Source organism: Vibrio proteolyticus NBRC 13287 (assembly GCF_000467125.1).
In the GTDB taxonomy this organism is placed as follows: domain Bacteria; phylum Pseudomonadota; class Gammaproteobacteria; order Enterobacterales; family Vibrionaceae; genus Vibrio; species Vibrio proteolyticus.
Genome location: NZ_BATJ01000013.1, coordinates 45,244 through 70,140, shown reverse-complemented (window position 1 = coordinate 70,140; position 24,897 = coordinate 45,244). Strand labels below are relative to the sequence as shown.

The window sequence follows — 24,897 nt, the reverse complement described above, 5'->3', positions numbered from 1 at the left end:
TCGGTAACTTAATTGCTGTAAATCATGCTGGTGTGACTGTGTCGGGTGACCGCATGATCGGTCATACCCTCGATTTTGGTCTCCTCGACGGTGACGGTGCCGTCAGAGAGTAACGCGGTTCCCAGCAGAATCGGCCGGAAGCCAAACGGTAAGGTTCCGGCGATACTGCCGAGCTTTTGTGCAAACCGCCAATGATCGTCGTGCTTTTCCAGACCATAGAGTGTTGAATTGCCCAGCATGGCGCCGAGGCCGAGGTTCTGAATTTTCCCGACGATGGACGCGCCTCTGAGCGGTGAACCCAACGCCACCACATGGGAGATCAGCGACGTGGACGGTTGCCGTGAAGCCAGATAGTGTTTGATCATGAGTCCGCCGAGACTGTGCCCAACCAGTACGTTGGTTTGCGTGCGATCCAGCGCCATATCAATCGCTTTGAATACCTGGTCGTCGTTAATGGCCACTGTGTTGTAGCTGATCACCTGGGTTTGATAGCCCATCTTCTGCAATTTCTGGCTGAGCGGCTGCATGATAAAGCCATGCATGTATAAGCCGTGCAGAATGATGATTTTCATTGCGTTATGCTCCTTTGTCTGGCATCGGGATTACTCTAACCTGTTTAAATCTAAAAGAGAATATGGCCCTGACGTTTCTCAGGGCCATTTGTTTATCAGCGCTTAGCGTTAATGATAAACGCGGCGCCAGCGCCGATAACCACCGACGATAACGAGGAGCAGCACCATCCAACTACTCAGGCTTCCTCCTCGGCCTCCAGAGTGGCTTGGTGCCGGTTGAGAGAACATAGGGTCGTGTTGATCGGCTCTGTTAGGACGGGCCGGCTGGTGCGCACGCTGGGTACGAGCCTGTTGCTCTTTTTCTACTCTCACCTGATTGCTGCGGCTGATGTTCAGTTGCTTGAACACGTCTTCTTCGACTACCAGCAATGAGGTGTAGTCGGTCAGCAGCCCATAGTCGAGCGCGATGGTTTCAATCGCCTGCTCCCAGTCGGCATCGGCGGTTTCGAGATAGTCCATCTTGTGTTCAAGATCGCGGATCTTGGCAAACGCCCATAAGCGTTCCAGTTCGGGATTGTGTGTGGCACTGTCCGGCAGGTTTAGTGTGGTGCGGTACTTTCGCTCAATGCCACCGACCTTCGCGGTCAAGGTAATGGTGGTGTTACCCGGTTTAAAATAATGGCCGAACACACTCAGTTGCTCGCCACGGTAGAGGCTGCGGATCTGAGCGGGCGTCAAATCAGTGATTCGGCGTCCGTCAATATCCAACTGCACATCCCGGTAGGCCTGATGGGTTAGTTTACTGGTGGCATTGATGATGTGACCAAGAATGTCATCGGCGTTCGACACACTGAGTGCAAATCCGTCGGACACTTGCGTCATGGGCTCCAACAGCGGACGGTTGGCGCTATTACCCATGATGAAGGTATACAGACGAATGTCGTGTTTTTGCATCAGCTTGAGGAAGGCTTTCTTTTCCGTCACGCCGACATTTGTTACACCATCGGTCACTAACACCATCCCGGTGGTGCGATCGCGGTCTAATGATTGTGTCGCCTTCTCCAGACCATCGTACAAATTGGTACCACCGCCGGTCTGGGCCTCGATCACCGAGGTCATTGCGCGGTCAATGTTGTCGGATGTGGCCGCTAACCAGTTTGGTGTCAGCGCGTAGGCCCGGTTGTCGAACAGGACGATGCGAAAGCGATCATCACCGGTAAGTGTGTCAAGTGCCCGGCGAACCCCTTCCGCCAACGTGGCGTATTTGCCCGCCATCGAACCGGATTTATCCAATACGAAGACCCAGTCACGGCCCTGAACAATCGGTCCAAGATCATCGCCGGGGGTAAACGTCAGTTTGATGGTGCCTTTTTCACTTTGTGTTGGATCGCGATACGCGATCATATCAAGACGTCCGGGCAGGCCTTCCTGCAAGCGCCAGTAAGCGACGATATCCTGATCGAGACGAAACGCCGGATCAGGTGAGGTGCTTTCTGATGTTGCAATTTGATTAGCGAGGGTGGCAGACCAGACAGTTTGCTCGCCTTCCGGCGTTGAAGCAATGGATGCCTGAGGATGCTCGGGCAGACGCAGACCATCGACCGGATAAGCGGATTTAACCGTCAGTTGGAAGGAAAAGTCCTGCTCAACCTTATCGTTACGGGTCCAGAACGCTTTCGCAATCTCATCCACACCCCCTTCTTCCATCGGGTACACATAGCGACCTACGCCATGGTCAAGCAGAGCGTCTTGCAGGTAAACCAGACGAATTTTAACCGTCTGTTTGGGTAACACAGGGAACACTTTTATTTCAAATGTTTTGAACTCGTTCTTTGTGGTCAACGCTGTCGAGCGGCCTTGCTCTTTTTGGGTTTGATAGATCTGTTCCGCGTCGTCTTTGGTGACCGCTTCGGCGACCACCGGCTGACCGTTAACCCAGTAAATGAATTCTCCGACAACCGCCTGCTCCGGTACCGGGAACGAGTACCGGGCTTCCATTTGCGTATTGTTCGGGTTGTAAAACACCTGTTCCACTTGGGTGGTTGCGTAGCCGTCTTCAATCACGACATTGACATGATGGGTCTGGATTTTCAGATCCTGATATTGACTGTTGACTGGCTTAAGCAAGCCGCTGGCAAGCGCGATCGGACTCAACAGGCCAGCCAAGAGCGTAAGACAGACCAAGCAGAATACGCGTGATAATGCGGTAAATGGTTGAACAACAGACATAGTGTGCCTCCTTTGCATCATGTGGCGTCGCGCCACAATCCTGATGTGGGGCAGCATGCATGTATGCGGCGACTTAGGAGAGCAAAAAGGCTCAGGTAACGGATAGTGTCACCTGAGGTTACGCCATTTACGACTTGGGCGTGCGCAGCAGATCGTCGAACAAAGGAAAGGTCCAGCGCCGCAGGCCAATCACCATGGATGTACCATGACGGTCATTGAGATCGAGTACTTCATCGGCTTTACAGCCGGCATAGAACTCATCCACCAACTTCTGAATCTTGTGTTGCAGCTTGTGGTTGCTTGGCAGTGACATCAAACCACTGCTCATCACCAGTTTTTCGTCATCGGCGGAGAAATAACTGTGGAAGAATTCGTTTTGTACCTGCTGCTGGAAGAAACATTGAATCGGTCCGCCCGGAACCCAGCGGAAATCCGGTGAAATTTTCATCTTGATTCGGTTAGCGGGTAGCAGTTCAATCACGCCGAGTTTGTCCAGCGCCACCAGTTGCCGGATCAATTCAGGCTCGGAGAACTGATACTGACTGAGGATTTCTTCAAAGCGATAACCATTCACCACGCACACCGCAACCAACAGCAGACCTTTATTCGCAACCAGCTGTTTCTCTTGTTCAAAACTCAGGGCATCGAGTCCTTTCTCTGCCTGACTGGCCAGTTTAAACAGTTCACCCATTTCCAATCCGATTAACTGGCAGATGGCCGAAAGACGCGCGAGACTGATTTGGCTGCCTTCGGCCAGCAGGCGCTTCACCGACCCTTCACTGAGGCCAAGGGCCGCCGCGATATCCTGATATTGGATGCTGTGGCCTTTGAGTTGCTTTTTCAGTTCGCGGATCAGTCGCTGGGTTTCAGTCATGCGCGTTTGCTTCGTGTTGGAGCTGATCTAAGAATAGCTGCATAAATGCTTTGCGTTTACGTGCCTCTGCTTTGGCGGCTTCGGTATTCATGGTGTCAGCAATGGCGAACAACTTGGTGAAGAAATGATCCAGCGTAAAGCGGTTATCATTCGGGGGGCGTGTGTGACACAAGGGGTCGTCTGCGTTATACAGCGGACGCTGCAGAGCGGTGCCGACCTGAATGGTGCGTGCCACGCCTATTGCGCCGAGTGAGTCCAGTCGGTCGGCGTCTTGCACAATTTTCGCTTCCAGCGTGTCGGGGTGAATCCCCGCGCTGAAACTGTGCGCGCAAATCGCATGATGCACCGCTGCCAATAGTGACGGCGGATAATCTATCTGTTCCAAAAACGCCACGGCTTTGTCTGCTGCAATGGCCGAACTTTGTTTACGCTCCGGGTGATCTTTCGGATAGGTAAAGCAATCATGCAGGTAGGCCGCGGCGACCACTACCTGCGGATTGGCCTGCTCTTCGTCGCACAGCTGTTTTGCAGTCGCGACCACACGTTTTACGTGGTTCAGGTCGTGCGCGGCATCGGTCTGCATTTCTCGCTCGATGAACTCGAGCATCAAAGGTTCCAGTTGGTTTATGGACGTCATCAGTGGTTGGCCTTCCTTTAAGAAACAAACAGTGAACCGTGTGCGTACAACACGCCATGCCCGGCAACGATGACACGATCACTGCGAATATGACAGTACAGTACTCCTCCACGTTGAGAGGCCTGATAGGCGACCAAATCTGGCTGGTCGAGTTGTTCCGCCCAAAATGGCGCCAGTCCGGCGTGAATGGAGCCGGTAACCGGATCCTCGACGCCACCGTTGGCGGGCCAGAAGTAGCGTGAGACGAAATCGTATTCACTGCCTGCCGCGGTCACCACCACGTCATAGGGAGCGAGCTGTTTGAGGGTTTCACTGTCACTGACTACATCCAGTACCGACTGTTCGTTGTCGTAAACGGCGAAATAGGCTTGTTCGCTGCGCAGCACCTGTTGCGGGGCGATAGACAAGCCATCGAGCAGAGACTGTGGGATGTTGTCGACCGGCACAGGCGCCCGATTGGGGAAACTCATCACAATTCGGGCGCTGCTGTCTTGTGTCACCTGCAGCTCGCCAACGTTTAGCGTCGAAAAGGTGATTTTGCCCTGCACGTCAAAATGTTGAAACAACACGTAGGCGGAGGCGAGCGTCGCGTGACCGCAAAAGTCGATCTCCTGCAGGGGAGAGAACCAGCGGATCTGGTAGTGGTTGTTTCCCTGTGATTGGATGAACGCGGTTTCTGACAAGTTGTTTTCGGCGGCGATATGTTGCATCTGTTCATCGCTGAGCCAGTTGGTCAGCGGAACAACAGCCGCTGAATTGCCTTTGAAAGGTTCAGAAGTGAACGCATCAATAATGAAATATTCCAGTTCCATGGGGGTATCCTGTATCCGTGTAGCAGACCTCCAAGGTAACGATTTTTCTGCCAATTGAAAATGGGGCAGATGAAATAGTTGCGCCCCGGCCGGGGCGCAACGAAGGGACTATCAGGGGTGCGGACGGGAAACTTCATCCACCAGATACAAAATGGACTGGTAGGGGATGCCACTATGGTGCGACAGACCAATCTCGCAGGTACGGCTGTTGGAGAAGCCTCGGCTACAACCGGACGGTACCTGTTCTTTGAGCGGATGCACGGCGGCCGCATTCAGCTCCGGCGTGGTAAAGCCTTTGTCGCCGGCCCAGCCACAGCATTGAATGTGCTCCGGCAGCACCACCTCGGTGGCGCACGCTTGCGCCAAATTGAGCATGTCTGCTTCCAGCCCCATGCGGCGGGCACTGCACGTCACATGCAGCATCACGGTTTCCTGCTTTGGCGTGATGTCGAGATGTGGCAGCAGGTATTTGCTGACAAACCCCGTCGGTTCCAACACTTCCATCGGTTTGGTGAACAGTTCAATACTGCGTTTGGCGCACGGACTGGTGTCCATCAGCACGGGATATTCTCCCTGTCGACACGCCTGCCACAAAGCGTCTTCCAGTTGTCTGGCTTTTGCGCTGGCGAGTTCGGTCATGCCCTTGCTGTCGTATGGCATGCCGCAGCACTGCTCATTGAGTTCTCGAGGAATCACGGCCTGATAACCGGCTTTGTTCAACAGAGAAAGTGTCACCTCGGTCAGTGGACGCTGATCCTGCGCACTGCTTTGCTGACCCATGTTTCTAGTGGCACAAGAGGGCAGGTAGACCACTTTTTTCTCTGTGGCCGTTTGCGCTTCGATGGCTTGGCTGAGATCTTGGGTATTGGCTTGTGGCATCTCTGGCATCCACACCGGCGTGGCGCCTTTGGTCAGCTTGCGCAATCCGTTTGTGACCTTGCCGACACTGCTTTCACCCAGCACCTTAGTGGCCAGCTGATTGGTTTTCAGTCCGGCGCGAGCCAGTTTGGTTGTGGTTGCAAAATGCTCGGCTGTCCAACGCGCAATCGGAGTAAACTTCTGATATTTCGCGGTACGTAGCTGTTTCACCAGATCGCCGGTATTAATGCCTACCGGGCAACGTTCAGCGCACAACCCGGTGGCGGCACACGTATCCAAACCTTGATATTCAAACACCTCTTCCAACTCAGAGGCTTCGACCTGTTCTCCAGCGGCGCGACGACGTTGCAGTTCACGATACAGCACAATGCGTTGGCGTGGCGATAGGGTGAGTGTCCGGGATGGACAAACCGGCTCACAGAAGCCACATTCAATGCAGCGGTCAACCAGTGGATCTGCCGCTGGCATCGGTTTGAGGTTCTCAATGTGCGCATGTGGGTTGCTGTTGATGATCACGCCGGGGTTGAGCAAGCCTTCGGGATCAAACAGGGTTTTGATTTGTTGCATCAGGGCATAGCCGTCTTTGCCCCATTCCAGCTCGATATAGGGCGCCATATTACGGCCAGTGCCGTGTTCGGCTTTCAGTGAGCCCTGGTATTTCACGGCCACCAGTTCGGCAACGTCATCCATAAAACCGCCGTAGCGGTCAATTTCTTCCTGTGAATCAAAACCCTGGGTGAAGACGAAATGCAGGTTGCCTTCCAGGGCATGGCCGAAAATGATCGCTTCGCCGTAGTGGTATTTATCAAACAGCGCTTGCAGATCGCGCACGCCGTTGGCGAGGTTGTCGACCGGGAAAGCCACGTCTTCAATAATGACCGTGGTTCCAACTTCTCGTACGGCGCCAACGGCAGGGAACATACCTTTGCGAATGCCCCACAAGGTCGCGACGGTTTTTGGCTCGGAGGTAAACGGAACGGATTCAATAATGGTGTAATCCGTCAGTGATTGCATGATGGTCGCGCACTGCGCCGCCAACTCCACTTGCGTGCTGGTGTGAGATTCGACCAGCAGCGCTGCGGCTTCGAGATCCAGTGTCTGAATAAATTCGGGCATGCCGGGTTTGTCCGCGACGGAGCGCATTGCCCGGCCGTCCATCAACTCGACCGCCGCCACTGGCGTGTGAGAGAGAATGGTGACCGCGCGGCTGGCTTCTTCGATATCGGCAAACACCAACAGGGCAGAGGCTTTGTGGGCGTGTTCAACGACGGTGTTGTAGGTGATTTCGGCGATAAAGCCGAGCGTGCCCTCTGAGCCTATCATCAGGTGCTCCAGTACTTCGATTGGATCCTGATAATCCACCAGCGCATTCAGGGCGTAACCTGTGGTGTTTTTCAGCCGGTATTTATGGCGGATTCGTTCGGTCAGTTCTCGGTTTTGTGCCGTCTGTTGGCACAGCTGTTCAATGCCCTCCAGCAGTTCTGGCCGGGTCGCTTTAAACGCGGCGATACTTTCTGAGCTGGCGGTATCGAGCAAGGTGCCGTCACTGAATACAATTTTGATGCTGTCGACGGTACGGTATGAGTTCTGTGCGGTGCCGCAACACATGCCGCTGGCGTTATTGGCGGCGATACCGCCGATTTTGCAGGTGTTGATGGACGCCGGATCCGGGCCGATTTTACGTTGATAAGGTGCCAGGTATTTGTTGGCATCGGCGCCAATGACCCCTGGCTGAAGAATGATTTTTTCACCGTTATCCACGATCTGATGCCCACGCCAGTCGTCGGTCAGAGTCATGAGCACCGAATCGGACAACGCTTGGCCCGACAAACTGGTGCCGGCTGCGCGGAAGGTAAACGGCACCGCCATCTCGCGACAACTTTGAATGGCGAAGATCACTTCATCAAGCGATTTCAGGCGCAGAACGATTTTCGGCACCAGACGGTAAAAACTCGCGTCGGTGCCGTAAGCCAGACGTTTGGCTTCCTGAGTAACAATGCGCTCCCGGTCGATATTCACAGCAAGGATATCTTCCAGTTGTTGATACGTGGCATTTGATATTGTATTTGCCATCTATTGCTTCCTTGTGGTGATTACTGGTTAAACGGGAAAGAGAAAGGTTTCCAGTAACAATGGTGCCACCGCCAGTGTGGCACCCTGAGCGAATTTAGCCCATGCTGACCAGCGACTCTCGGGTCAGTTCTGAGATGTTCTTCGCACCCGTGAGTGTCATGGCGACGCGCATTTCGTTGTCGTACAGATCGAGCAGGTTTTCGACCCCAGCCTGACCTTGCGCAGCCAGCGCGTAAACAAAGGAGCGGCCCAGTAAGGTACAGTCTGCGCCGAGCGCCAGCATGCGAACCACATCCAGCCCGGTGCGAATACCAGAGTCGACCAGAATTTTCAGATCGCCTTTGACGGCATCCGCGATGTCCGGCAGCGCACGGGCGGTCGAAAGCACGCCGTCTAACTGACGGCCGCCGTGGTTGGATACCACAATACCATCCGCGCCGAATCGCACCGCGTCTTTCGCGTCTTCCACATCCAGAATCCCTTTGATGACCATAGGGCCATCCCAGAAATCCCGGATCCATTCCAGATCTTTCCAACTGATGGACGGGTCGAAGTTTTCTCCCAGCCAGCCGATGTAATCTTCCAGCTTAGTCGGTTCACCGCGATAGGCGGAGATGTTGCCGAGATCATGGGGTTTGCCCAGCAAGCCAACATCCAGAGCCCAGCTTGGATGACGCATCGCCTGGAAAACACGGCGCATCGCCGCGTTCGGCCCACTCATACCGGAATGCATGTCGCGGTAACGTGCGCCGGGGACCGGCATGTCGACGGTAAAGACCAAGGTGGTCACCCCGGCGGCTTTGGCGCGTTCGAGCGCATTTTTCATAAAGCCGCGATCTTTTAACACGTACAACTGAAACCACATCGGCCGTTCAATTGCAGGTACCACCTCTTCGATCGGGCACACTGACACGGTCGACATGGTAAATGGGATGCCTTTGTTGGCCGCGGCTTTGGCGGCCTGCACTTCGCCGCGGCGCGCATACATGCCGGTCAGGCCAACGGGCGCCAGTGCGATCGGCATCGATAACGACTCGCCGAACAGCTCGGTTTCCAGACTCAGATCCGACATGTTTTTGAGTACCCGCTGACGCAGCGCAATATCGGATAAATCTTCGGTATTGTGGCGTAAGGTATGCTCGGCGTAAGATCCGCCATCAATGTAGTGGAACAAAAACGGTGGCAGTTTGGCCTTGGCGGCTGCGCGGTAATCAGTAGAAGCAGAAATAATCATAGAAGTCGGTCCTGATATGAGAATGTTTTGTCCCCTTGAGAGGGCGTCTTTAAGCGAGTCGGGAATGGCGCAATGACCGGTTATACGTTACCTGAAGTAACAGCACCTACTTGTCGGTCTGGTCACCGCGCCACATCGGGAACAGGTTTGAGCCTGCGTTAATCGGTTCAGTTCATCAGTGCGTCAGTGACGTGGAATCCGTAGATCACGACCAGACCAATCACGCCCGTTACCAAAAGATAGTAGAAAGTCGGGATGATGGTTTTGCGCAGCGTCGCACCTTCCCGGCCGAGCAGGCCGACTGTGGCGGAGGCAGCCACCACATTGTGGATGGCGATCATGTTACCGGCGGCGGCGCCCACCGCCTGCAGAGCGACCACCACGGCACTGGAAATGCTGAGTGTCTGTGCCACTTCAAACTGGAACTGGCTGAACATCATGTTAGAGACGGTATTGGAGCCCGCGATAAAGGCGCCCAGTGCACCGACGGTCGCACTCAGTGCCGGAAACGCGTCTCCCACCAGCCCGGCGGCGAAATTGGCCGTTGTGACGGGCATGCTTGCCAGATCCGCACCGTTCACGCCTGAGTTGATAAAAATACGCACCATAGGAATGGTGAACACCAAAACAAAGCCGGCGCCAATCAGTGTTTTACTCGATTCGCCAAAAGCCTTGGTTAGCGGTGCGGTGCTACGTGATTGCAAAAGCACGGCCAGCAACGCAACAAACACCAGAATACCTCCTGGCAGGTACAGAGGTTGAATGGCACTACTCACGCCAGTCTCGCCGAGAATATTGTCAAATGAGAGCGCGACACCGGTGAGTAATCCTTTGAACTCTGAGTTGACGCGGCTGGCGACCAGAATCACGGCCAGTAGGACATAAGGCAGCCAGGCCATTACCATGCTCATGGGCTTCTGAGTGCTGTCAGCCAGATCGACTTTGAGCGAGCCCAGCCACTCCGTTGGCCATAGCTCTTCTTTTTCAAAATCCCAGGTCGATTTGGGAACCAGAAAGCCGCGTTTAGCTGCCGAGACCACTACGGCGAGGCCGACCAGTCCGCCAATCAGTGAGGGAAATTCTGCACCGAGGAACACGCCGGTCAGGGCGTATGGAATAGTGAAAGCGAGACCCGCAAACAGCGCGAACGGCAGAATATCGAGCCCTTCGGTCCAGCTTTTGTTTTTGCCAAAGAAGCGAGTCAGCATCATGGCCATCAGGATCGGTATTAGTGTGCCCACTCCGGCGTGGATCAGGGCAACGTTCGAGGTAATTTGTTGCAGATACGCATCCCAGTTTGAGCCGTGAGCGAGCAGATTTTCACTGATATTGTGTGTATCCAGACCTTTGTTCACTCCAACGATGATCGGCGTGCCCACGGCGCCAAATGACACTGGCGTTGACTGGATCATCATGCCCATCAGCACCGCAGCCAGAGCAGGGAAACCGATGGCCACCAATAATGGCGCTGCGATTGCGGCTGGCGTGCCGAAGCCAGATGCGCCCTCAATGAAAGAACCAAAGCACCAGCAAATGATGATCGCCTGAACACGACGGTCGGGTGAAATATTGGTAAAGCCATTGCGAATGGTCGCGATGGCACCCGTGTGTTTGAGCGTGTTGAGCAAAAAAATCGCGCCGAACACAATCCACAATACGGAGACGGTAATGATCAGCCCCTGAAATACAGAAGCGAGCACGCGGTTGGCCGACATGTCCCAGAACAGCAGGGCAATCACGACAGTCAGGGTAAAGGCGACAGGCATAGCCTTCTTCGCCGGCCAGTTGAGGCCGACGAGTAAAATAGCAGCGACCACAATGGGTGAGAACGCCACTAAAGCTAACAATGTTTCGGTCATTGGTACTTCCTCGTACAAGTTCAATGTTCCCTATCAGGAATCGATGATTTGTTGTGGTTTTTATAATTGTGTTATTTGTGTTAATTCGGCGTGAATTTACCCCTTTCTTTTTTGGTGATATAGGGAAATAATGAAAATAATTAGTTCCAAAAATCACATAATAAGATGCGTGCAGATGATTTAATCCTGTTTTCTCAGGTCGTAGAATTGGGCAGCTTTAGTAAGGTGGCTGAGCAAAATAACCTTACAAATTCAGTAGTTAGTAAAAGAATTGCGCGTCTGGAGGAAGAAATAGGCGTGCAATTATTATATCGGACAACGCGTAAATTAACCCTGACCGAAGCGGGCAAGGCGCTCATCCATGGGGCGAAAAATGTGAAGCAAGCCACCCAGGAGGCTATGGACGCGGTTGCAGGGTTTGGCGAAAGTCTGAGCGGTCACATCAAAATGTCGGTGCCGAGCATTTCCGGCGATCTGATTCTGGCCGATGCGGTGGCGGAATTTTGTAACCAGCATCCGGGACTGAGCGTCGATATGTCACTCGACAACCGCTTCGTGGATCTGGTGGAAGGTGGATACGATCTGGTGATCCGGACCGGTTATTTGGAAGACTCCAGCCTGATTGCCCGGCACATACTCGACTCCCAGTGGGTGGTGTGCGCCTCGCCATCCTACATTGCCCGGCACGGAAAACCGCTTAAGCCGCAGGATCTGACCAGACACAACTGTTTGCAGTATGCCTATCAAACCACGGGAGCCAGCGAATGGGAGTTCAAAGCAGACAAAGGCAACTACATTGTGCGGGTGGCGGGCAGTTTCTCGACTGACAACGCCACTGCTCTGCGTAAGGCGGCACTAGGTGGGCATGGCATTGCCTATGTGCCGCGTTGTCTGGTTTACCATGATTTTCGCAACGGGCAATTGGTGGATCTCTTCCCTGAGCTGGTGGGCAAAAAACTTGGTATTTATGCGGTTTATCCGTTTACCCGTCAGCCGCCGCAGAAAGTGAAGTTACTGATCGAACACATTCGCACTCGCTATCTGGCGATCTCTCATTATTTCTAAACGGGTATCACAGCTATACAAAAGCGGAGCCGAAGCTCCGCTGTTTTCTTTTTTAGATTAGCTGACTTTAAACGTCGCCACTTTGGCGTTAAGTTCGTCGGCCTGATTTTTCAATTGTGTGGATTGCTGCAGGGAGTCTTCTGCGCCGATCACCAGTTGATCAGTCACGTCTTTAATGGACGTCACGTTCTGGGTGATCTCACTGGTGACATGGGTTTGCTCTTCGGCGGCGGTGGCAATCTGTGTCGCCATATCGCTGATCAGCGCGACGGCGGTGTTGATTTCATCCAGTGCCTGCGTTGCACGATCCGCATCTTCGACCGAGCCCAGCGCCAGTGAAGAGCTGCTTTCCATCAGAGTAACGGCTTTTTGCGTGGTGTGTTGCAGGGTATCGATGGTGGACTTAATTTCCTCGGTGGAGGTGTGAGTTCGCTGGGACAACACACGCACTTCGTCAGCAACCACGGCAAAGCCACGGCCTTGTTCCCCGGCACGTGCCGCTTCAATTGCAGCGTTTAGCGCCAGCAGGTTGGTCTGTTCGGCGATCCCCTGGATGGTCGACAACACCGTCGAAATATCCTGAGCGTGTTGGTTAAGCTCGCGAATGACGTTGCTTGCCTCGTTCACTTCATTGGCCAGATTGTTGATCGAACCTTTGGTGTTGACCACCAGATCGTGACCGTTCTGGGTACTGTGTGAAGAGTCTTGCGCGGCTTTCGCGGTTTGCTCTGCGTGTGAAGCGATTTCCTGAGTGGCGGACGCCATTTCGGTGACCGCCGTGGCGACCATGGCAATTTCTTGTTGCTGGTGGTTGAGTTCGTTGACCGACTGGTTCGCGCGTGATGTGCTGATGTCAGACTGTTGATTCAGATCCTGTGCCTGGCTGCGGATGTGGCCAATAAGCTGCTGCAAGCTGGCCACGAACTTATTGAAGTTCTCCGCCAGTTCACCCACTTCGTCGTGGTTTTCAACGTCGATTCGGCGGGTTAGATCGCCGTTACCGTTGGCAATCTGAGACAATGCCTGGGAAACGTTGTAGAGCGGACGGAAGAGGATGTTACACAGCAAATTGAACAGCGCCACACAGATAACGACCACAAGACCGGTCGCGATCACTTGGCCCCAAACCGCATCGTACAGCGGTGCAATCAGCGAGTCGTGGCTGATCACTGTCACCGTAGTCAGCTTGGTGCCTTCAATCGCGTCGGCGTAGATCACGTAATCGTCGCCGTTGAGCGTGACTTTGCGGTCATGTGCATCGCGGGCGATGCTTTGAATATCGGCGTAATTCAGGCCAAGTTGACTCACCGGCTGATTGAGCAGCTTGGTATCCGGGTGCGAGAAAATCTTGCCCTGATCGTTGGTAATGAACATATAGCCTTCGCCCGGAAGAATCACTTTGCTCATACTGTTCAAAATATCGCTGATCTCAACGTCCGCACCGAGCACCACTTGCTCGCCGTGCAGATTGAGCGCTTTACCCAGCGAGACCACGTTAGCACCGGTTGCCGCAGCAACGGTTGGGTTGTCCATGAAGACTTTGCTTGGATTAGCAACCGCATTGGTATACCAGCCCCACTGGCGTGGGTCATCGTTACCCGGTGGCAGAATTACGCCGTTGGCGTTGTCCTGAGAGCCATCCGGGTACGCCAGAAAGACATTGTCAAACGCCGCGGAATCACGTACTTGTTTCAGATGCGTAACAATGGCCCGTTTTTCGACATCCGGTGAAAGGGACGTCAGTGCGCGCTCTTTCGATAGCAGCCAGTCGCTCACGTATTGGTTGTATGACGCACTGGTACTTTCTAGACGTTGCTCGACTTCGACGTCCAGGCGCTGCAGTGAATCCCGAAAAGACAGACCTTCAACCAGCAATCCCCCGACAATAATGGCTGCACTGGCAGAGATGGCCAATTTGTTTTTCAAAGAGAGTTTCTTAAACATAGGAAACCTTATTCAATTGTTATATTAGTTGTGTTGCAATGGTCATTGCTCTGTCATTATATTTTCATGCTCGAAATAAATGCTGATTTATCTTTCGGATTTGCTCTCCATGTCAGATTTTCTGAGCGGTAGATATAAAAAAGAGCGCATAATACGCTCTTAGTGTAGGCGACCGTTTCAGGCTCAAACTGGAACGATCTAACATTTTTGGCTGCAAAATCCGTGATGCGTTTAGCGCAGCTTGAATGACGTCAGCGATTCGCCAACGATACGGTTGTCCGCTGAGTAAGGAAATATCACTTCGATGGTGATGCCATTCGGATCATGCAAGAAGAGCTGATGTTCCTGCAGATCCGGAACGATGCGTTCCTGAAAACGCACGTGACTAAAGCGACTTAAATGGCGTTGCATCTTATCCAGATCGGTGCCGCGCAGCGCTATATGGTCAATGGCACCAGAGCCGTTCATGTTGGTGTGTTCCCCCAAATAGTGATTCAGTGCACCCACGGCCCGGTCATTCGGCTGGTAAACCAGGTGAAGAATCGGCTCTGCGCCTGCGTAAAGCCAGCGGCCAGGGAACCCAAAGTTGGGACGCTCCCCCACCTCCAGCCCAATCACACGTTGATAAAACTCCGTGGTCTCTTCCAGCAGCGCAGTACGAATCGTAAAGTGATGCATTCCCTGTATCTGCATGGCGAAGCTCCTTATCTTAAAAGCGGGACTCGGGTTTGGTTGCTGACCGCTTCCATCCAGCTTTGCACAATCGGATCCCACTCAATTTCAGCAGCGCTGAAAAAGCCACGCAGGATGGAGAAGACAATCGCTTCATCAACAACGGAAATGCGCTGAAATGCGTTGATTCGTAGCGTTTCTCCCGCTTGCTGGATAAGGGCTGCGGCGTCCTCGGCAATGGATGGCGTGTCTTGCAGCAGCGCGTCAAAGTTGAGGGTTTCGGTTTCTTTTTTTGCGCGCCACGCGGCTTGGGCTGAGCGGGTTCTGAACTCGGCTAAATTCATGTTTGCCCAGCGTGGATAGCCCACTTTCTGCAGGGGTAGAAATGCGTTGCGTTGCCAGTCCAGAACGGCTTGTGAAGGCTGATGAGTTTCGTCACAACCTGCAAGGTGCAGAAGGTACTGAATAATGTCGAGGCTTTCTGCCAGCGCGTCTCCGTTGTCTTTAAGCAGCAGCGGTACTTGTTTGGTGCCAATGATCTCTGTCGTGGTCTGGTCATCATCGTAATCAATGGTGATCGTTTCCAACGGAGTCTTCAGCATTCCGGCAACGTAGCGGACGCGCGCGCTGAAAGGGCAATGTTCGTAAATGTAGAGTTTCATCTGGATTTCCTTTTTATCTATTTATCTTCGCAGCCAGACATCGGGGCCTGGCTACGGGATGTTGGGGTTAGCGACACAGGCGGTTAGCTGGTGTGGCAAATTGGTTTTCTCTGCGGTTGGCGCTGATGATGAACAACAAGCCAATGACGGGCACAATAAGGGCTGCGTACGGGATCATGTCGGCACCAATATGGCTGTCGAGTACCATGCCTCCGAGGAAACCACCAAATGCGTCGGCGAGATTAAACGCGGAGATGTTGGCTGTTGCGGCCAGTTCTTGTCCTTCACCGCCGTGATTCATAACCCGTAACTGCATCGCCGGTACGTTGGCAAATGAAGCCACACCGAAGATAAATGCCGCGGCAATGAACATCAGTTTGCTGTCAACCGTCAGGCCAACTAAAACCAGTGAGCCAATCATTGCCAGTGCCCAGAACAATGATGCCTTTTGTAAGTTTTTGTCTGACGAACGCCCACCTAAGGTGTTGCCGACAATTAAACCGATCCCGACGACCACCAGAATCCAGGTGACGGCGTTTTCGCCATACCCCGTCACATGTGTGGCAATTGGGGCAAGATAGCCGTACAAGCTCATAAAACCTGACCAGGCGAAAACGGTGATAGCTAAGCTGATCAGCAACATCGGATTTTTGAACGCGGCCAACTGGGCTCTGACGTCTTTGGCTCTGTCATGACCTTGAGAAGCAATCACTGTCGTAATGAATAGCAGGGCAATCAGGCCGAACGCCGCAACGGTCAGAAATGTCATATGCCAGCCGAACTGCAACCCAATCCAGGTTCCGCCGGGTACGCCTAATACATTGGCCAGCGTCAGTCCGGCAAACATTTGGCCGACCGCACGTCCGGCCATTTTCTCGGACACCAGGCTGGTCGCGACCACCGCGCCGATGCCGTAAAACGGTCCCTGAACCAGGCCGGTTATCACACGGCTGATCATCAATACCGTGTAGTTCGGCGCGAAAGCAGACATCAGGTTGCCGGCGATAAACAGCATCATTAATCCAGACAACACGGTTTTCTTGTTAAAACGCGCCAGGTAGATGGTGAGTAGAGGGCCACCGAACACAATAGCCAGCGCGTAAGCACTGATCAGGTAGCCCGCCTGACCTTCGGTAATCGATAGGGAGTGGGCCACTTGGGGCAGAATACCGGCGATCACAAATTCTGCGGTCCCGATGGCGAAGGCGGCAAGCGTCAAAATCCACACCTGCAGCGGCATTGGTTTATTGTTCATGGCAAATTTCTCTATGTAGGTGAATCCTGACGTGCCAGCACGAAGTTGTGTCGGGCACCATAGTGACTTTTCTGGATCAGTTGAGTAGCGCGCCGCCTTCAACATCAATCACGGCGCCAGTCATATAAGCATTGTTAATCAACATGTGGTAAGCCATGGCAATATCACTGGCTTCCCCCACTTTGCCGACTGGCAGGTTGGTTTGAGTACGCAGATACATGGCGTTGCGGTCTTGTTCACTCATGCCTTGATAAGCCTCTGTTCTGGTCAATCCCGGGCTGACCGCATTCACCCGGACAGGCGCCAGCTCTTTCGCCAGTACTTTAGTGACGGATTCCAGTGCGGCATTGATGGCGGTTTTAACGTAAGTGTTGGCCACCACTTTGCGTGACAGCATGCCGGAGGTCAGCGTGATGGTGCCGCCTTGTTTGATATAACGTGCGGCATGTTTGGCTGCGTTAATTGCGCCCCAGAACTTCGTATCAAACGCAGACTTTGCTTCAGCCAGTCCGACTTCAACCACGCTGCCTGTCGGGGCGTAAGAACCAGCAGTGATGATCAGGTGGTCAAACGCACCAATGTCTTCGAAGTAGTGATAGACCGACTGCTCGTCACTGATGTCCAGGCCGGTTTTGCGGCTGGCGACGTGCACCACGCTGTTTTTATTGTTTAGCTGGCGCGCAACTTCTGCGCCGATGCCGGATGTGCCGCCAATAACGACGTATACGGTTTTGTCTGTATTCATAGTGTCTGTCTCCAGAATTGAGTAGATGGAGTCAGTATATTGATTAGACATAATTTGATAATGGGTTAAAATTTGAATTAATTGTTCAGTTCAGGCGAATAATAAATAGGAAGGTGTATGGATAAGTTCGCAGATATGACACTGTTTATCAGCATTGTGAAAAATCAGGGACTGGCAGCAGCGGGCCGGGAACTCGGCTTGTCGCCAGCTACAGTCACGGCCCGGCTGCAAGCGTTAGAAGATCGCTACGGGGTGAAACTTCTGAACCGCAGTACACGCCATATCTCGCTGACCGATTCCGGGGCGTTGTATCATCAGGCCTGTCTGGAAATCATCGACAACGTGAAAGAAACGGAAAATCTATTGCAAACCGGTACGAAAGAGGTGCGTGGAACGTTGAAGATCTCGGCACCGAGGGACGTGGGTAAGCAATACATCTCACCCATGTTGTCTGAGTTTTCAGCGCAGTATCCAGAGGTGATACCTTATCTTTACCTGAATGACAATCTCTCAAATCTGGCGGAATCCGGACTGGATATTGTGATTCGTTACGGTGAACTCGCCGACAGTAACCTAATCTCGCGCAAGCTGGCTTCCAGCCGTCGGGTACTGTGCGCTTCGCCGGAGTATTTAGCCAAAAAAGGCACGCCGTTAACGCCACAAGATCTGGCTCAGCACGATTGCCTGGCCATGGTTCGCAGTAACGAAGAGCTGAAAACTTGGCACTTTCAGGACAGCGAACAACATAAAGCCATCACTGTGGTGCCGAAACGCTTTTCGGATGATGGTGAAGTGATTCGACAATGGGCGTTGGATGGTGCAGGCATCGCGCTTAAATCCGTCCTTGATGTTCAGGCGGATATTCAACAGCAACGCTTAGTCACCGTACTGAACGGGTATATGAAAAACTTCAGCGCACTGACCTCTGGCGCTGATGCCGACTTAAACGTGATTTACCTCAGTCGCCAACACCAGCCCAAGCGCATCCGTTTGTTTCTCGACTTTCTGATTGAACGATTTAAGGTGCAGTTTTCGTAATTGGGTTGTGAGAGGAGCAGTGCTTTGGGAGGGGGCTATATATTAACACAGTATCACGGGCACTTAATGTAGGATGTTATTTGTAACAAGTAATTTGACATATTCATAATATGATTAAGTTGCTTTTAGGTTATTTATTCTATCCATTTTAATGGAATGCTAAGCATTTTATATCAATAAAATTAATTTCATGTCAGAATTTGGCAACTATTAATGGTTTCATATACCTTAGTAACTCTCATAAGAATATAAATTTTTATTGTCAATAATCTATTCATATTCTTCTGTTGCAAAGGAGACCGCGTTGTTTAGTGTTAGTTAATTGCAGCGTTTAGGTTGTGATAGTAATTCACCTCCATATCATGCTCTATAGAAGCAAGTCTTCTGATGAAGGAGCTGGTGGCAACTCCAATCGCTAGCGCAGAATGAGTGTGTTTTTTCCATTAAGCCGTAAGGCGGTGAAGGGAGGCAAATGTTTCATTTTCTCCAGTTGCTGTCATCTACGGTATTTAACCAAACAGGAATAGCTACCTCTTTATTAACATTGTCTATTTTCGTCAGTCGTTGTTAACAATGCGCGTACATCTTCTTGTATTAATGTCGGCTTTAACGGCTATCTACACATAAATCCGTACTACTATCAAATTCACAATAAAGGAGTGTATAAATATATTATGATTCTGAGTGTAATAAAGGATCTTTGCTGGAGAAACCAGTTTTACGAACCATCTGCTGAGCGTCTCGACCGTGATCGTTACTTTATGGCGCAACTGCTGATCCTAATCATAGCGACGTTTGCTGATTCTTTAATATTTGCGATTGGGACCGCCGGTGTTTGGTTTGTTAGTGTGTCCTGGGTATTTTTACTATTATTATTGACAGCACACCTTCTATTGGCTTACCGCTCGGCAGGAAAGTGGATGGCTTTCCCATTAGCTATCATCAATTTAGGTACCACGCTTTTTATAATCACACTGATACACATCTCAGCAAATACAAGTCTGGTGTTCAATAGTGATGTTTTTATGATTGAATTCGTTTTAACCTTGCTTTGGCTGACGTTACATATATTTTGGTTCCGTAAGCAGCCACAGTTAGAACGGTATCAGCCAAAGCATCCACTACTAAAAATTAACCCAAAACACAAAAGTCGCGATCAACTTCATGCTGTTGGTTACTTTTGGCAAAACTTACGTCTGATGATGTGGAATGGTGCACTACTGATACCGTTTGTTATCATTATTGTTGTGGCCAAATTGGATGGTAGAGATGTTAGCTTGACTAGTTTTGATGCTGGCGAAATCGTTTTATTTTTATTTTGGTGGCTACTGGTGTTTTTTTTCGCAAGTCGATTATTGTATCGTCGCTGTCTCAACATTGGGTGGCGTTTTGGTAAAACCCTCGTGCTGCTGATCTTGCCTTTCGCGTGTAGCGTATTGCTGAAAGTCATAATTCCTGAACATGCTTCGTTTTCCAATTCGCAAATTCAGCTAATAATTTGGTTACAATTACTCGTAAGTTGGGCTATTAGTGCAGTGATAGTGTTACTGATGCTAAAAACTACACCACAAGAATAGCCTAATAAGACTTAAGAAAAGCAGCCAGTGGCTGCTTTTCAATTAAGCTTGTACAACAACCTTAATCTTCATAGTTGTCGATGCTTGGGCATGAACAGATTAGGTTACGGTCGCCGTACACGTTGTCGACACGATTAACCGTTGGCCAGTACTTGGATTGCTTGGCCGCTTGAGACGGGAAGCAAGCCAGTTCGCGCGAGTATGGACGGTCCCATTCTGCGTTGGCCAGATCTGCCTGGGTGTGTGGTGCGTGAACCAGTGGGTTGTTGTCCAGCGGCCATTCACCGTTTTTCACTTTGTTCATCTCTTCACGGATGGCAATCATGGCTTCACAGAAGCGGTTCAGCTCTTCTAAATCTTCCGATTCGGTTGGCTCGACCATCAAGGTACCTGCTACCGGGAAAGACATAGTCGGTGCGTGGAAACCGTAGTCCATCAGACGCTTCGCGATGTCTTCCTCACTGATGCCTGTTTCTTCTTTCAGCGGACGAATATCGATAATACATTCGTGTGCGACGCGGCCGTTGCTGCCACGGTAAAGAACCGGGTAGTGTGGACGCAGACGCTCCATCACGTAGTTCGCGTTCAGAATTGCCACTTTGGTTGCCTGTGTCAGGCCTTCTGCGCCCATCATTGCGATGTACGCCCAGGAGATTGGCAGAATCGACGCGCTGCCCAAATCCGCTGCGGCTACGGCGAAGTCTTCACCTTCCAGACCACCTTCAATGTGACCAGGCAGGAATGGCGCCAGGTGCGATTTCACACCGATTGGCCCCATGCCCGGACCGCCGCCGCCGTGCGGGATACAGAACGTTTTGTGCAGGTTAAGGTGCGAGACGTCAGAGCCGATAAACCCCGGGGACGTCAGGCCAACCTGAGCGTTCATGTTAGCACCGTCGAGATAAACCTGACCGCCAGCTGCGTGAACCATCTGACACACTTCTTTCACCTGCTCTTCGTATACACCGTGAGTAGAAGGGTAGGTGATCATGATGCTCGACAGGTTGTCTTTGTGCTTCTCTATCTTCGCTGCCAGATCGTCGATGTCGATGTTGCCGTTGTCGTCACATTTCACCACCACGACTTTCATCGAAACCATGGACGCCGTTGCCGGGTTGGTACCGTGTGCAGAGCTTGGGATCAGACACACATTGCGGTGGCCTTCACCACGGCTTTCGTGGTAACGCTGAATCGCGATCAGGCCTGCGTATTCACCAGAAGCGCCTGAGTTCGGCTGGAGTGAGAACTCATCGTAGCCAGTGATTTCACACAGCTTCTCTTTGAGATCTTTCGCCAGTGCCGCATAACCGGCTGCCTGCTCTTTTGGTACGAACGGGTGGATGGAACCGAACTCTGGCCAGGTCACCGGAATCATTTCCGCTGCGGCGTTCAGTTTCATGGTACAGCTGCCCAGTGGGATCATACCGTGAGTCAGAGAGAAGTCTTTGTTTTCCAATTGCTTCAGGTAACGCATCATCTGCGTTTCGCTGTGGTGCGTGTTGAATACCGGATGCGTCAGGTAAGACGAGGTACGACGGCAGTTTTCTGGAATCGCTGCAAACTCATTGGCGGCGATGTCACTCGACAGCGCATTGATGTCTTCACACACACCAAATACGGCAAACAGCGCTTCGATGTCTGATGTGGTGGTGGTTTCGTCGAAGCTGATGCCAAGCTTACCTTCGCTGGCCAGCAGGCGCAGGTTGATGTCTGCCGCTTGCGCTTTGGCGTACAGTTCTGCGGTTTTGTCACCAGCATTGATGGTGATGGTGTCGAAGAAGCTATTGTGCGCCAGCTCGTAACCTGATTTCGTCAGACCCGCTGCCAGAATTGCAGTCAGATGGTGAGTACGACGCGCGATGGTGCGCAGGCCTTCTGCGCCGTGGAAAACCGCGTAGAAAGAGGCCATGTTGGCCAGCAGTGCCTGAGCAGTACAGATGTTGGAGGTCGCTTTTTCACGACGGATGTGCTGTTCGCGGGTTTGCATTGCCATGCGCAGCGCCTGGTTGCCACTGGCATCGATAGAAACACCGATAACACGGCCCGGCATGGTACGCTTGTGTTTGTCACGCGTGGCCATGAAAGCGGCGTGAGGACCGCCATAGCCCATCGGGACGCCGAAGCGCTGTGCGGAACCGATCACGACGTCGGCACCCATTTCACCCGCAGGTTTCAGCAGCGTAGAGGCCAGCAGGTCAGTGGCCACCGCAACCAGCGTTTTGTTGGCTTGCGCTTTGGCGATGATGTCTGTCAAATCGCGGATTTCACCCGTAGTATTCGGGTATTGAACCAATGCACCGAACGCTTCAGTTTCCGTCAGGGTATCCAGTGGGGCAACGTGCACGTCAAAGCCGATAAAGGCAGCACGGGTTTTCACCACTTCTATGGTTTGCGGGTGTACGTCATCTGCAACAAAGAAGACGTGGCTCTTACTCTTGCCTGCACGCTTACACAGTGTCATGGCTTCAGCGGCCGCGGTTGCTTCGTCCAGCAGAGAGGCATTCGCGATTTCCATGCCAGTCAGGTCCATAACCATCTGTTGATAGTTCAACAGAGCTTCAAGGCGACCTTGGGAAATTTCTGGTTGATACGGCGTGTAAGCGGTATACCAGCCCGGGTTTTCCATGACGTTACGCAGTATTACATTCGGCGTGAACGTGTTGTAGTAACCCTGACCGATGAATGTCCGTTTAATTTGGTTTTGGTCAGCAAACGCTTTGATGGTGCGTAGCATGTCTGCTTCGCTTTGCGCAGCAGCCAGTGCCATTGGTTTCTCAAGACGAATCTGAGCCGGAACCGTTTCCTGGATCAGCGCGTCGAGGCTCACTGCATTAATGGCTTCCAGCATTTTTTGCTGGTCGTTTGTGTTTGGTCCATTGTGGCGTGCAACGAACTCATTTTGTGTGCTTAGGCTTTGAAGTAATTCAGTCATTTTTACCTTCTCCAAAAGGCCCACAAGCAGTGTGACACCGTGATATTGGGCCTTTAAAAAAAAGCTGCCCATCATGTAATTATGGGGCAGCTTTCGTTTTCTTCCCTGATTAATCTTCTTCGATTGAGTTCAGGTATTCTTCAGCGTCTTTCAGATCATCCAACTCTGAAGGCTGAGACAGTTTCACTTTAACAATCCAACCGCCTTCATACGGTTCTTCGTTGATAAGCTCAGGGCTGTCTTCCAGCTCCTCGTTAATTTCTACCACTTCACCAGAAACAGGAGCGTAGATATCTGAAGCGGCTTTTACAGACTCCACCAGAGAAAAGCTTTCGCCGGCTTCGATTTCGTCTTCCACGTCTGGCAGGTCAACGAAAACTACGTCACCCAACATTTCTTGTGCGTGCTCAGAAATGCCAATCGTCACTGTGCCGTCGCCGTTATCGCGAACCCACTCGTGGCTGTCTGTAAACTTCAGGGTCTTGTCCATTGCTTGATCTCCAAATACTGTGAGGATTTAAATCTGTTATTGGTAAAGTGGGTAGCGACGGCAAAGCTCTTTGACTTCTTTGCGAACGCGTTTTTCTACGTCTGCGTTACCTTCAGGGTGTTCAACCAACCCATCCAGTACATCACCAATCCAGTTACCGATCATTTTGAATTCTTCAACGCCAAAGCCGCGGCTTGTGCCGGCTGGGGTGCCTAAACGGATACCCGAAGTAATCATAGGTTTTTCTGTGTCGAACGGGATGCCATTTTTGTTACATGTGATCCCAGCACGTTCCAGCGCTTCTTCTACCTTGTTACCTTTCAGGCCTTTAGGGCGTAGGTCCACCAACATCAGGTGGGTGTCTGTGCCGCCGGTGACAATGTCGCAACCGCGAGTTTGCAATACTTCAGCGAGAACTTTTGCGTTGCTGATCACCGAATCAATATAAGTTTTGAATTCTGGACCCAGCGCTTCACCGAACGCGACCGCTTTTGATGCAATCACGTGCATCAGCGGGCCACCTTGCAGGCCAGGGAATACCGCTGAATTGATTTTCTTAATGATGTCTTCGTGATTGGTCAGGATCATGCCGCCACGTGGGCCGCGCAATGTTTTGTGTGTTGTGGTGGTGACTACGTGCGCATGGGGTAGCGGGCTCGGGTGAGCACCAGTTGCAATCAGGCCAGCGATGTGCGCCATATCCACCATCAGGATGGCGTCGACTTCATCGGCGATCGCACGAAATTTAGCAAAATCGATGACGCGAGGAATGGCGGAGCCGCCTGCAATGATCATCTTAGGCTGGTGTTCCAGCGCCAGTGCACGGACCTCGTCGTAATCAATTTCCAGAGTGTCACGGTTAACGCCGTACTGAACCGCGTTGAACCACTTACCAGATAACGCCGGGCGCGCACCGTGTGTCAGGTGGCCGCCCGCATCCAGGGACATACCCATAATGGTGTCACCTGGTTGAAGCAGGGCCAGTTTGACCGCACCGTTGGCTTGAGCCCCCGAGTGAGGTTGAACGTTTGCGTATTCACAGTTAAAAAGCTTTTTCGCGCGTTCGATAGCGATCGCTTCAACGGTATCGACGTGTTCACAACCGCCGTAATAGCGACGGCCTGGGTAACCTTCGGCGTATTTGTTGGTCAGGCAGGTGCCTTGTGCCTGCATCACTGCCTTCGAGACAATGTTTTCTGACGCAATCAGTTCGATTTGTTCATTCTGACGCGTGAATTCTGCCTGAATACCAGCAAAGACGGCGTCGTCGGTAGCAGCGAGGTTGGTAGAGAAAAAGTTTTCCAGGCTGTGGTTTTGGTAAGTTTTACTCATGGTAGATGACCTTCCATTTCTACTGACGAACGATGTGATTGTGTTTTTGGCTGTCGTCAGTCCTGTCGTTTTTATC

Annotated in this window: 19 protein-coding genes; 3 read left to right on the top strand and 16 right to left on the bottom strand. The window is 52.1% G+C overall.

All coding sequences use genetic code 11. The features are described from left to right. Nucleotides 1–8 precede the first annotated feature (8 nt). The 8 genes from VPR01S_RS15820 to VPR01S_RS15785 form a co-directional block, all read right to left on the bottom strand. The gene (locus tag VPR01S_RS15820) at nucleotides 9–572 is read right to left on the bottom strand and encodes an esterase/lipase family protein (protein WP_021706368.1); all 564 of its coding nucleotides are present in this window, start codon (nucleotides 570–572) and stop codon (nucleotides 9–11) included. A gap of 108 nt (nucleotides 573–680) precedes the next feature. Further along, nucleotides 681–2,741, bottom strand: coding sequence for a VIT and vWA domain-containing protein (locus VPR01S_RS15815; RefSeq protein ID WP_021706367.1), 2,061 nt, complete (start codon nucleotides 2,739–2,741; stop codon nucleotides 681–683). A gap of 127 nt (nucleotides 2,742–2,868) precedes the next feature. Continuing rightward, a complete protein-coding gene (locus tag VPR01S_RS15810) occupies nucleotides 2,869–3,615 on the bottom strand; it encodes a helix-turn-helix domain-containing protein (protein ID WP_021706366.1) in 747 nt (248 codons plus the stop codon). Then, nucleotides 3,608–4,252: an HD domain-containing protein gene (locus VPR01S_RS15805; protein ID WP_021706365.1), complete on the bottom strand. Its 645-nt coding sequence runs from the start codon at nucleotides 4,250–4,252 to the stop codon at nucleotides 3,608–3,610. The genes VPR01S_RS15810 and VPR01S_RS15805 overlap by 8 nt, the downstream gene beginning before the upstream one ends. Nucleotides 4,253–4,269: 17 nt before the next feature. Then, on the bottom strand, nucleotides 4,270–5,064 hold the full coding sequence (locus tag VPR01S_RS15800) for a PhzF family phenazine biosynthesis protein (protein WP_021706364.1): 795 nt from the start codon (nucleotides 5,062–5,064) through the stop codon (nucleotides 4,270–4,272). 111 nt (nucleotides 5,065–5,175) lie between these two features. Then, nucleotides 5,176–8,016, bottom strand: coding sequence for an FAD-binding and (Fe-S)-binding domain-containing protein (locus VPR01S_RS15795; RefSeq protein WP_021706363.1), 2,841 nt, complete (start codon nucleotides 8,014–8,016; stop codon nucleotides 5,176–5,178). Between the two features lie 94 nt (nucleotides 8,017–8,110). Beyond that, a complete protein-coding gene (gene lldD / locus VPR01S_RS15790; RefSeq protein ID WP_021706362.1) occupies nucleotides 8,111–9,250 on the bottom strand; it encodes an FMN-dependent L-lactate dehydrogenase LldD in 1,140 nt (379 codons plus the stop codon). Nucleotides 9,251–9,417: 167 nt separating this feature from the next. Beyond that, the gene (locus VPR01S_RS15785; RefSeq protein WP_021706361.1) at nucleotides 9,418–11,109 is read right to left on the bottom strand and encodes an L-lactate permease; all 1,692 of its coding nucleotides are present in this window, start codon (nucleotides 11,107–11,109) and stop codon (nucleotides 9,418–9,420) included. 165 nt (nucleotides 11,110–11,274) lie between these two features. Here VPR01S_RS15785 and VPR01S_RS15780 point away from each other — a divergent pair, with 165 nt between their 5' ends. Next, entirely contained in the window at nucleotides 11,275–12,174 is a 900-nt protein-coding gene (locus VPR01S_RS15780) for a LysR family transcriptional regulator (protein ID WP_021706360.1), read from the top strand. 57 nt (nucleotides 12,175–12,231) lie between these two features. Here VPR01S_RS15780 and VPR01S_RS15775 read toward each other — a convergent pair whose 3' ends face one another. From VPR01S_RS15775 to VPR01S_RS15755, 5 genes are all read right to left on the bottom strand, one after another. Further along, the gene (locus tag VPR01S_RS15775; protein ID WP_021706359.1) at nucleotides 12,232–14,118 is read right to left on the bottom strand and encodes a methyl-accepting chemotaxis protein; all 1,887 of its coding nucleotides are present in this window, start codon (nucleotides 14,116–14,118) and stop codon (nucleotides 12,232–12,234) included. A 231-nt stretch (nucleotides 14,119–14,349) separates the two neighbouring features. Continuing rightward, on the bottom strand, nucleotides 14,350–14,811 hold the full coding sequence (locus VPR01S_RS15770; RefSeq protein WP_021706358.1) for a VOC family protein: 462 nt from the start codon (nucleotides 14,809–14,811) through the stop codon (nucleotides 14,350–14,352). 11 nt (nucleotides 14,812–14,822) lie between these two features. Continuing rightward, nucleotides 14,823–15,452 (bottom strand): glutaredoxin 2, encoded by a 630-nt coding sequence (gene grxB, locus VPR01S_RS15765; RefSeq protein ID WP_021706357.1) that lies wholly within the window; start codon nucleotides 15,450–15,452, stop codon nucleotides 14,823–14,825. A 67-nt stretch (nucleotides 15,453–15,519) separates the two neighbouring features. After that, nucleotides 15,520–16,707, bottom strand: coding sequence for an MFS transporter (locus VPR01S_RS15760; RefSeq protein ID WP_021706356.1), 1,188 nt, complete (start codon nucleotides 16,705–16,707; stop codon nucleotides 15,520–15,522). Nucleotides 16,708–16,783: 76 nt separating this feature from the next. Beyond that, nucleotides 16,784–17,452: an SDR family oxidoreductase gene (locus VPR01S_RS15755; protein ID WP_021706355.1), complete on the bottom strand. Its 669-nt coding sequence runs from the start codon at nucleotides 17,450–17,452 to the stop codon at nucleotides 16,784–16,786. Nucleotides 17,453–17,569: 117 nt separating this feature from the next. Here VPR01S_RS15755 and VPR01S_RS15750 point away from each other — a divergent pair, with 117 nt between their 5' ends. Next, entirely contained in the window at nucleotides 17,570–18,490 is a 921-nt protein-coding gene (locus tag VPR01S_RS15750; RefSeq protein WP_021706354.1) for a LysR family transcriptional regulator, read from the top strand. 674 nt (nucleotides 18,491–19,164) lie between these two features. Further along, a complete protein-coding gene (locus tag VPR01S_RS15745; RefSeq protein ID WP_040902899.1) occupies nucleotides 19,165–20,067 on the top strand; it encodes a hypothetical protein in 903 nt (300 codons plus the stop codon). 61 nt (nucleotides 20,068–20,128) lie between these two features. Here VPR01S_RS15745 and gcvP read toward each other — a convergent pair whose 3' ends face one another. The 3 genes from gcvP to VPR01S_RS15730 all read right to left on the bottom strand — a co-directional run bounded on the left by gcvP (nucleotide 20,129) and on the right by VPR01S_RS15730 (nucleotide 24,821). After that, nucleotides 20,129–22,999 (bottom strand): aminomethyl-transferring glycine dehydrogenase, encoded by a 2,871-nt coding sequence (gcvP, locus tag VPR01S_RS15740; RefSeq protein WP_021706352.1) that lies wholly within the window; start codon nucleotides 22,997–22,999, stop codon nucleotides 20,129–20,131. A 109-nt stretch (nucleotides 23,000–23,108) separates the two neighbouring features. Next, nucleotides 23,109–23,489 carry a glycine cleavage system protein GcvH gene (gcvH, locus tag VPR01S_RS15735; RefSeq protein ID WP_021706351.1) on the bottom strand — a complete coding sequence of 127 codons (381 nt, stop codon included), beginning with the start codon at nucleotides 23,487–23,489 and terminating at the stop codon, nucleotides 23,109–23,111. A gap of 36 nt (nucleotides 23,490–23,525) precedes the next feature. Continuing rightward, nucleotides 23,526–24,821 carry a serine hydroxymethyltransferase gene (locus VPR01S_RS15730; protein ID WP_021706350.1) on the bottom strand — a complete coding sequence of 432 codons (1,296 nt, stop codon included), beginning with the start codon at nucleotides 24,819–24,821 and terminating at the stop codon, nucleotides 23,526–23,528. Nucleotides 24,822–24,897 lie beyond the last annotated feature (76 nt).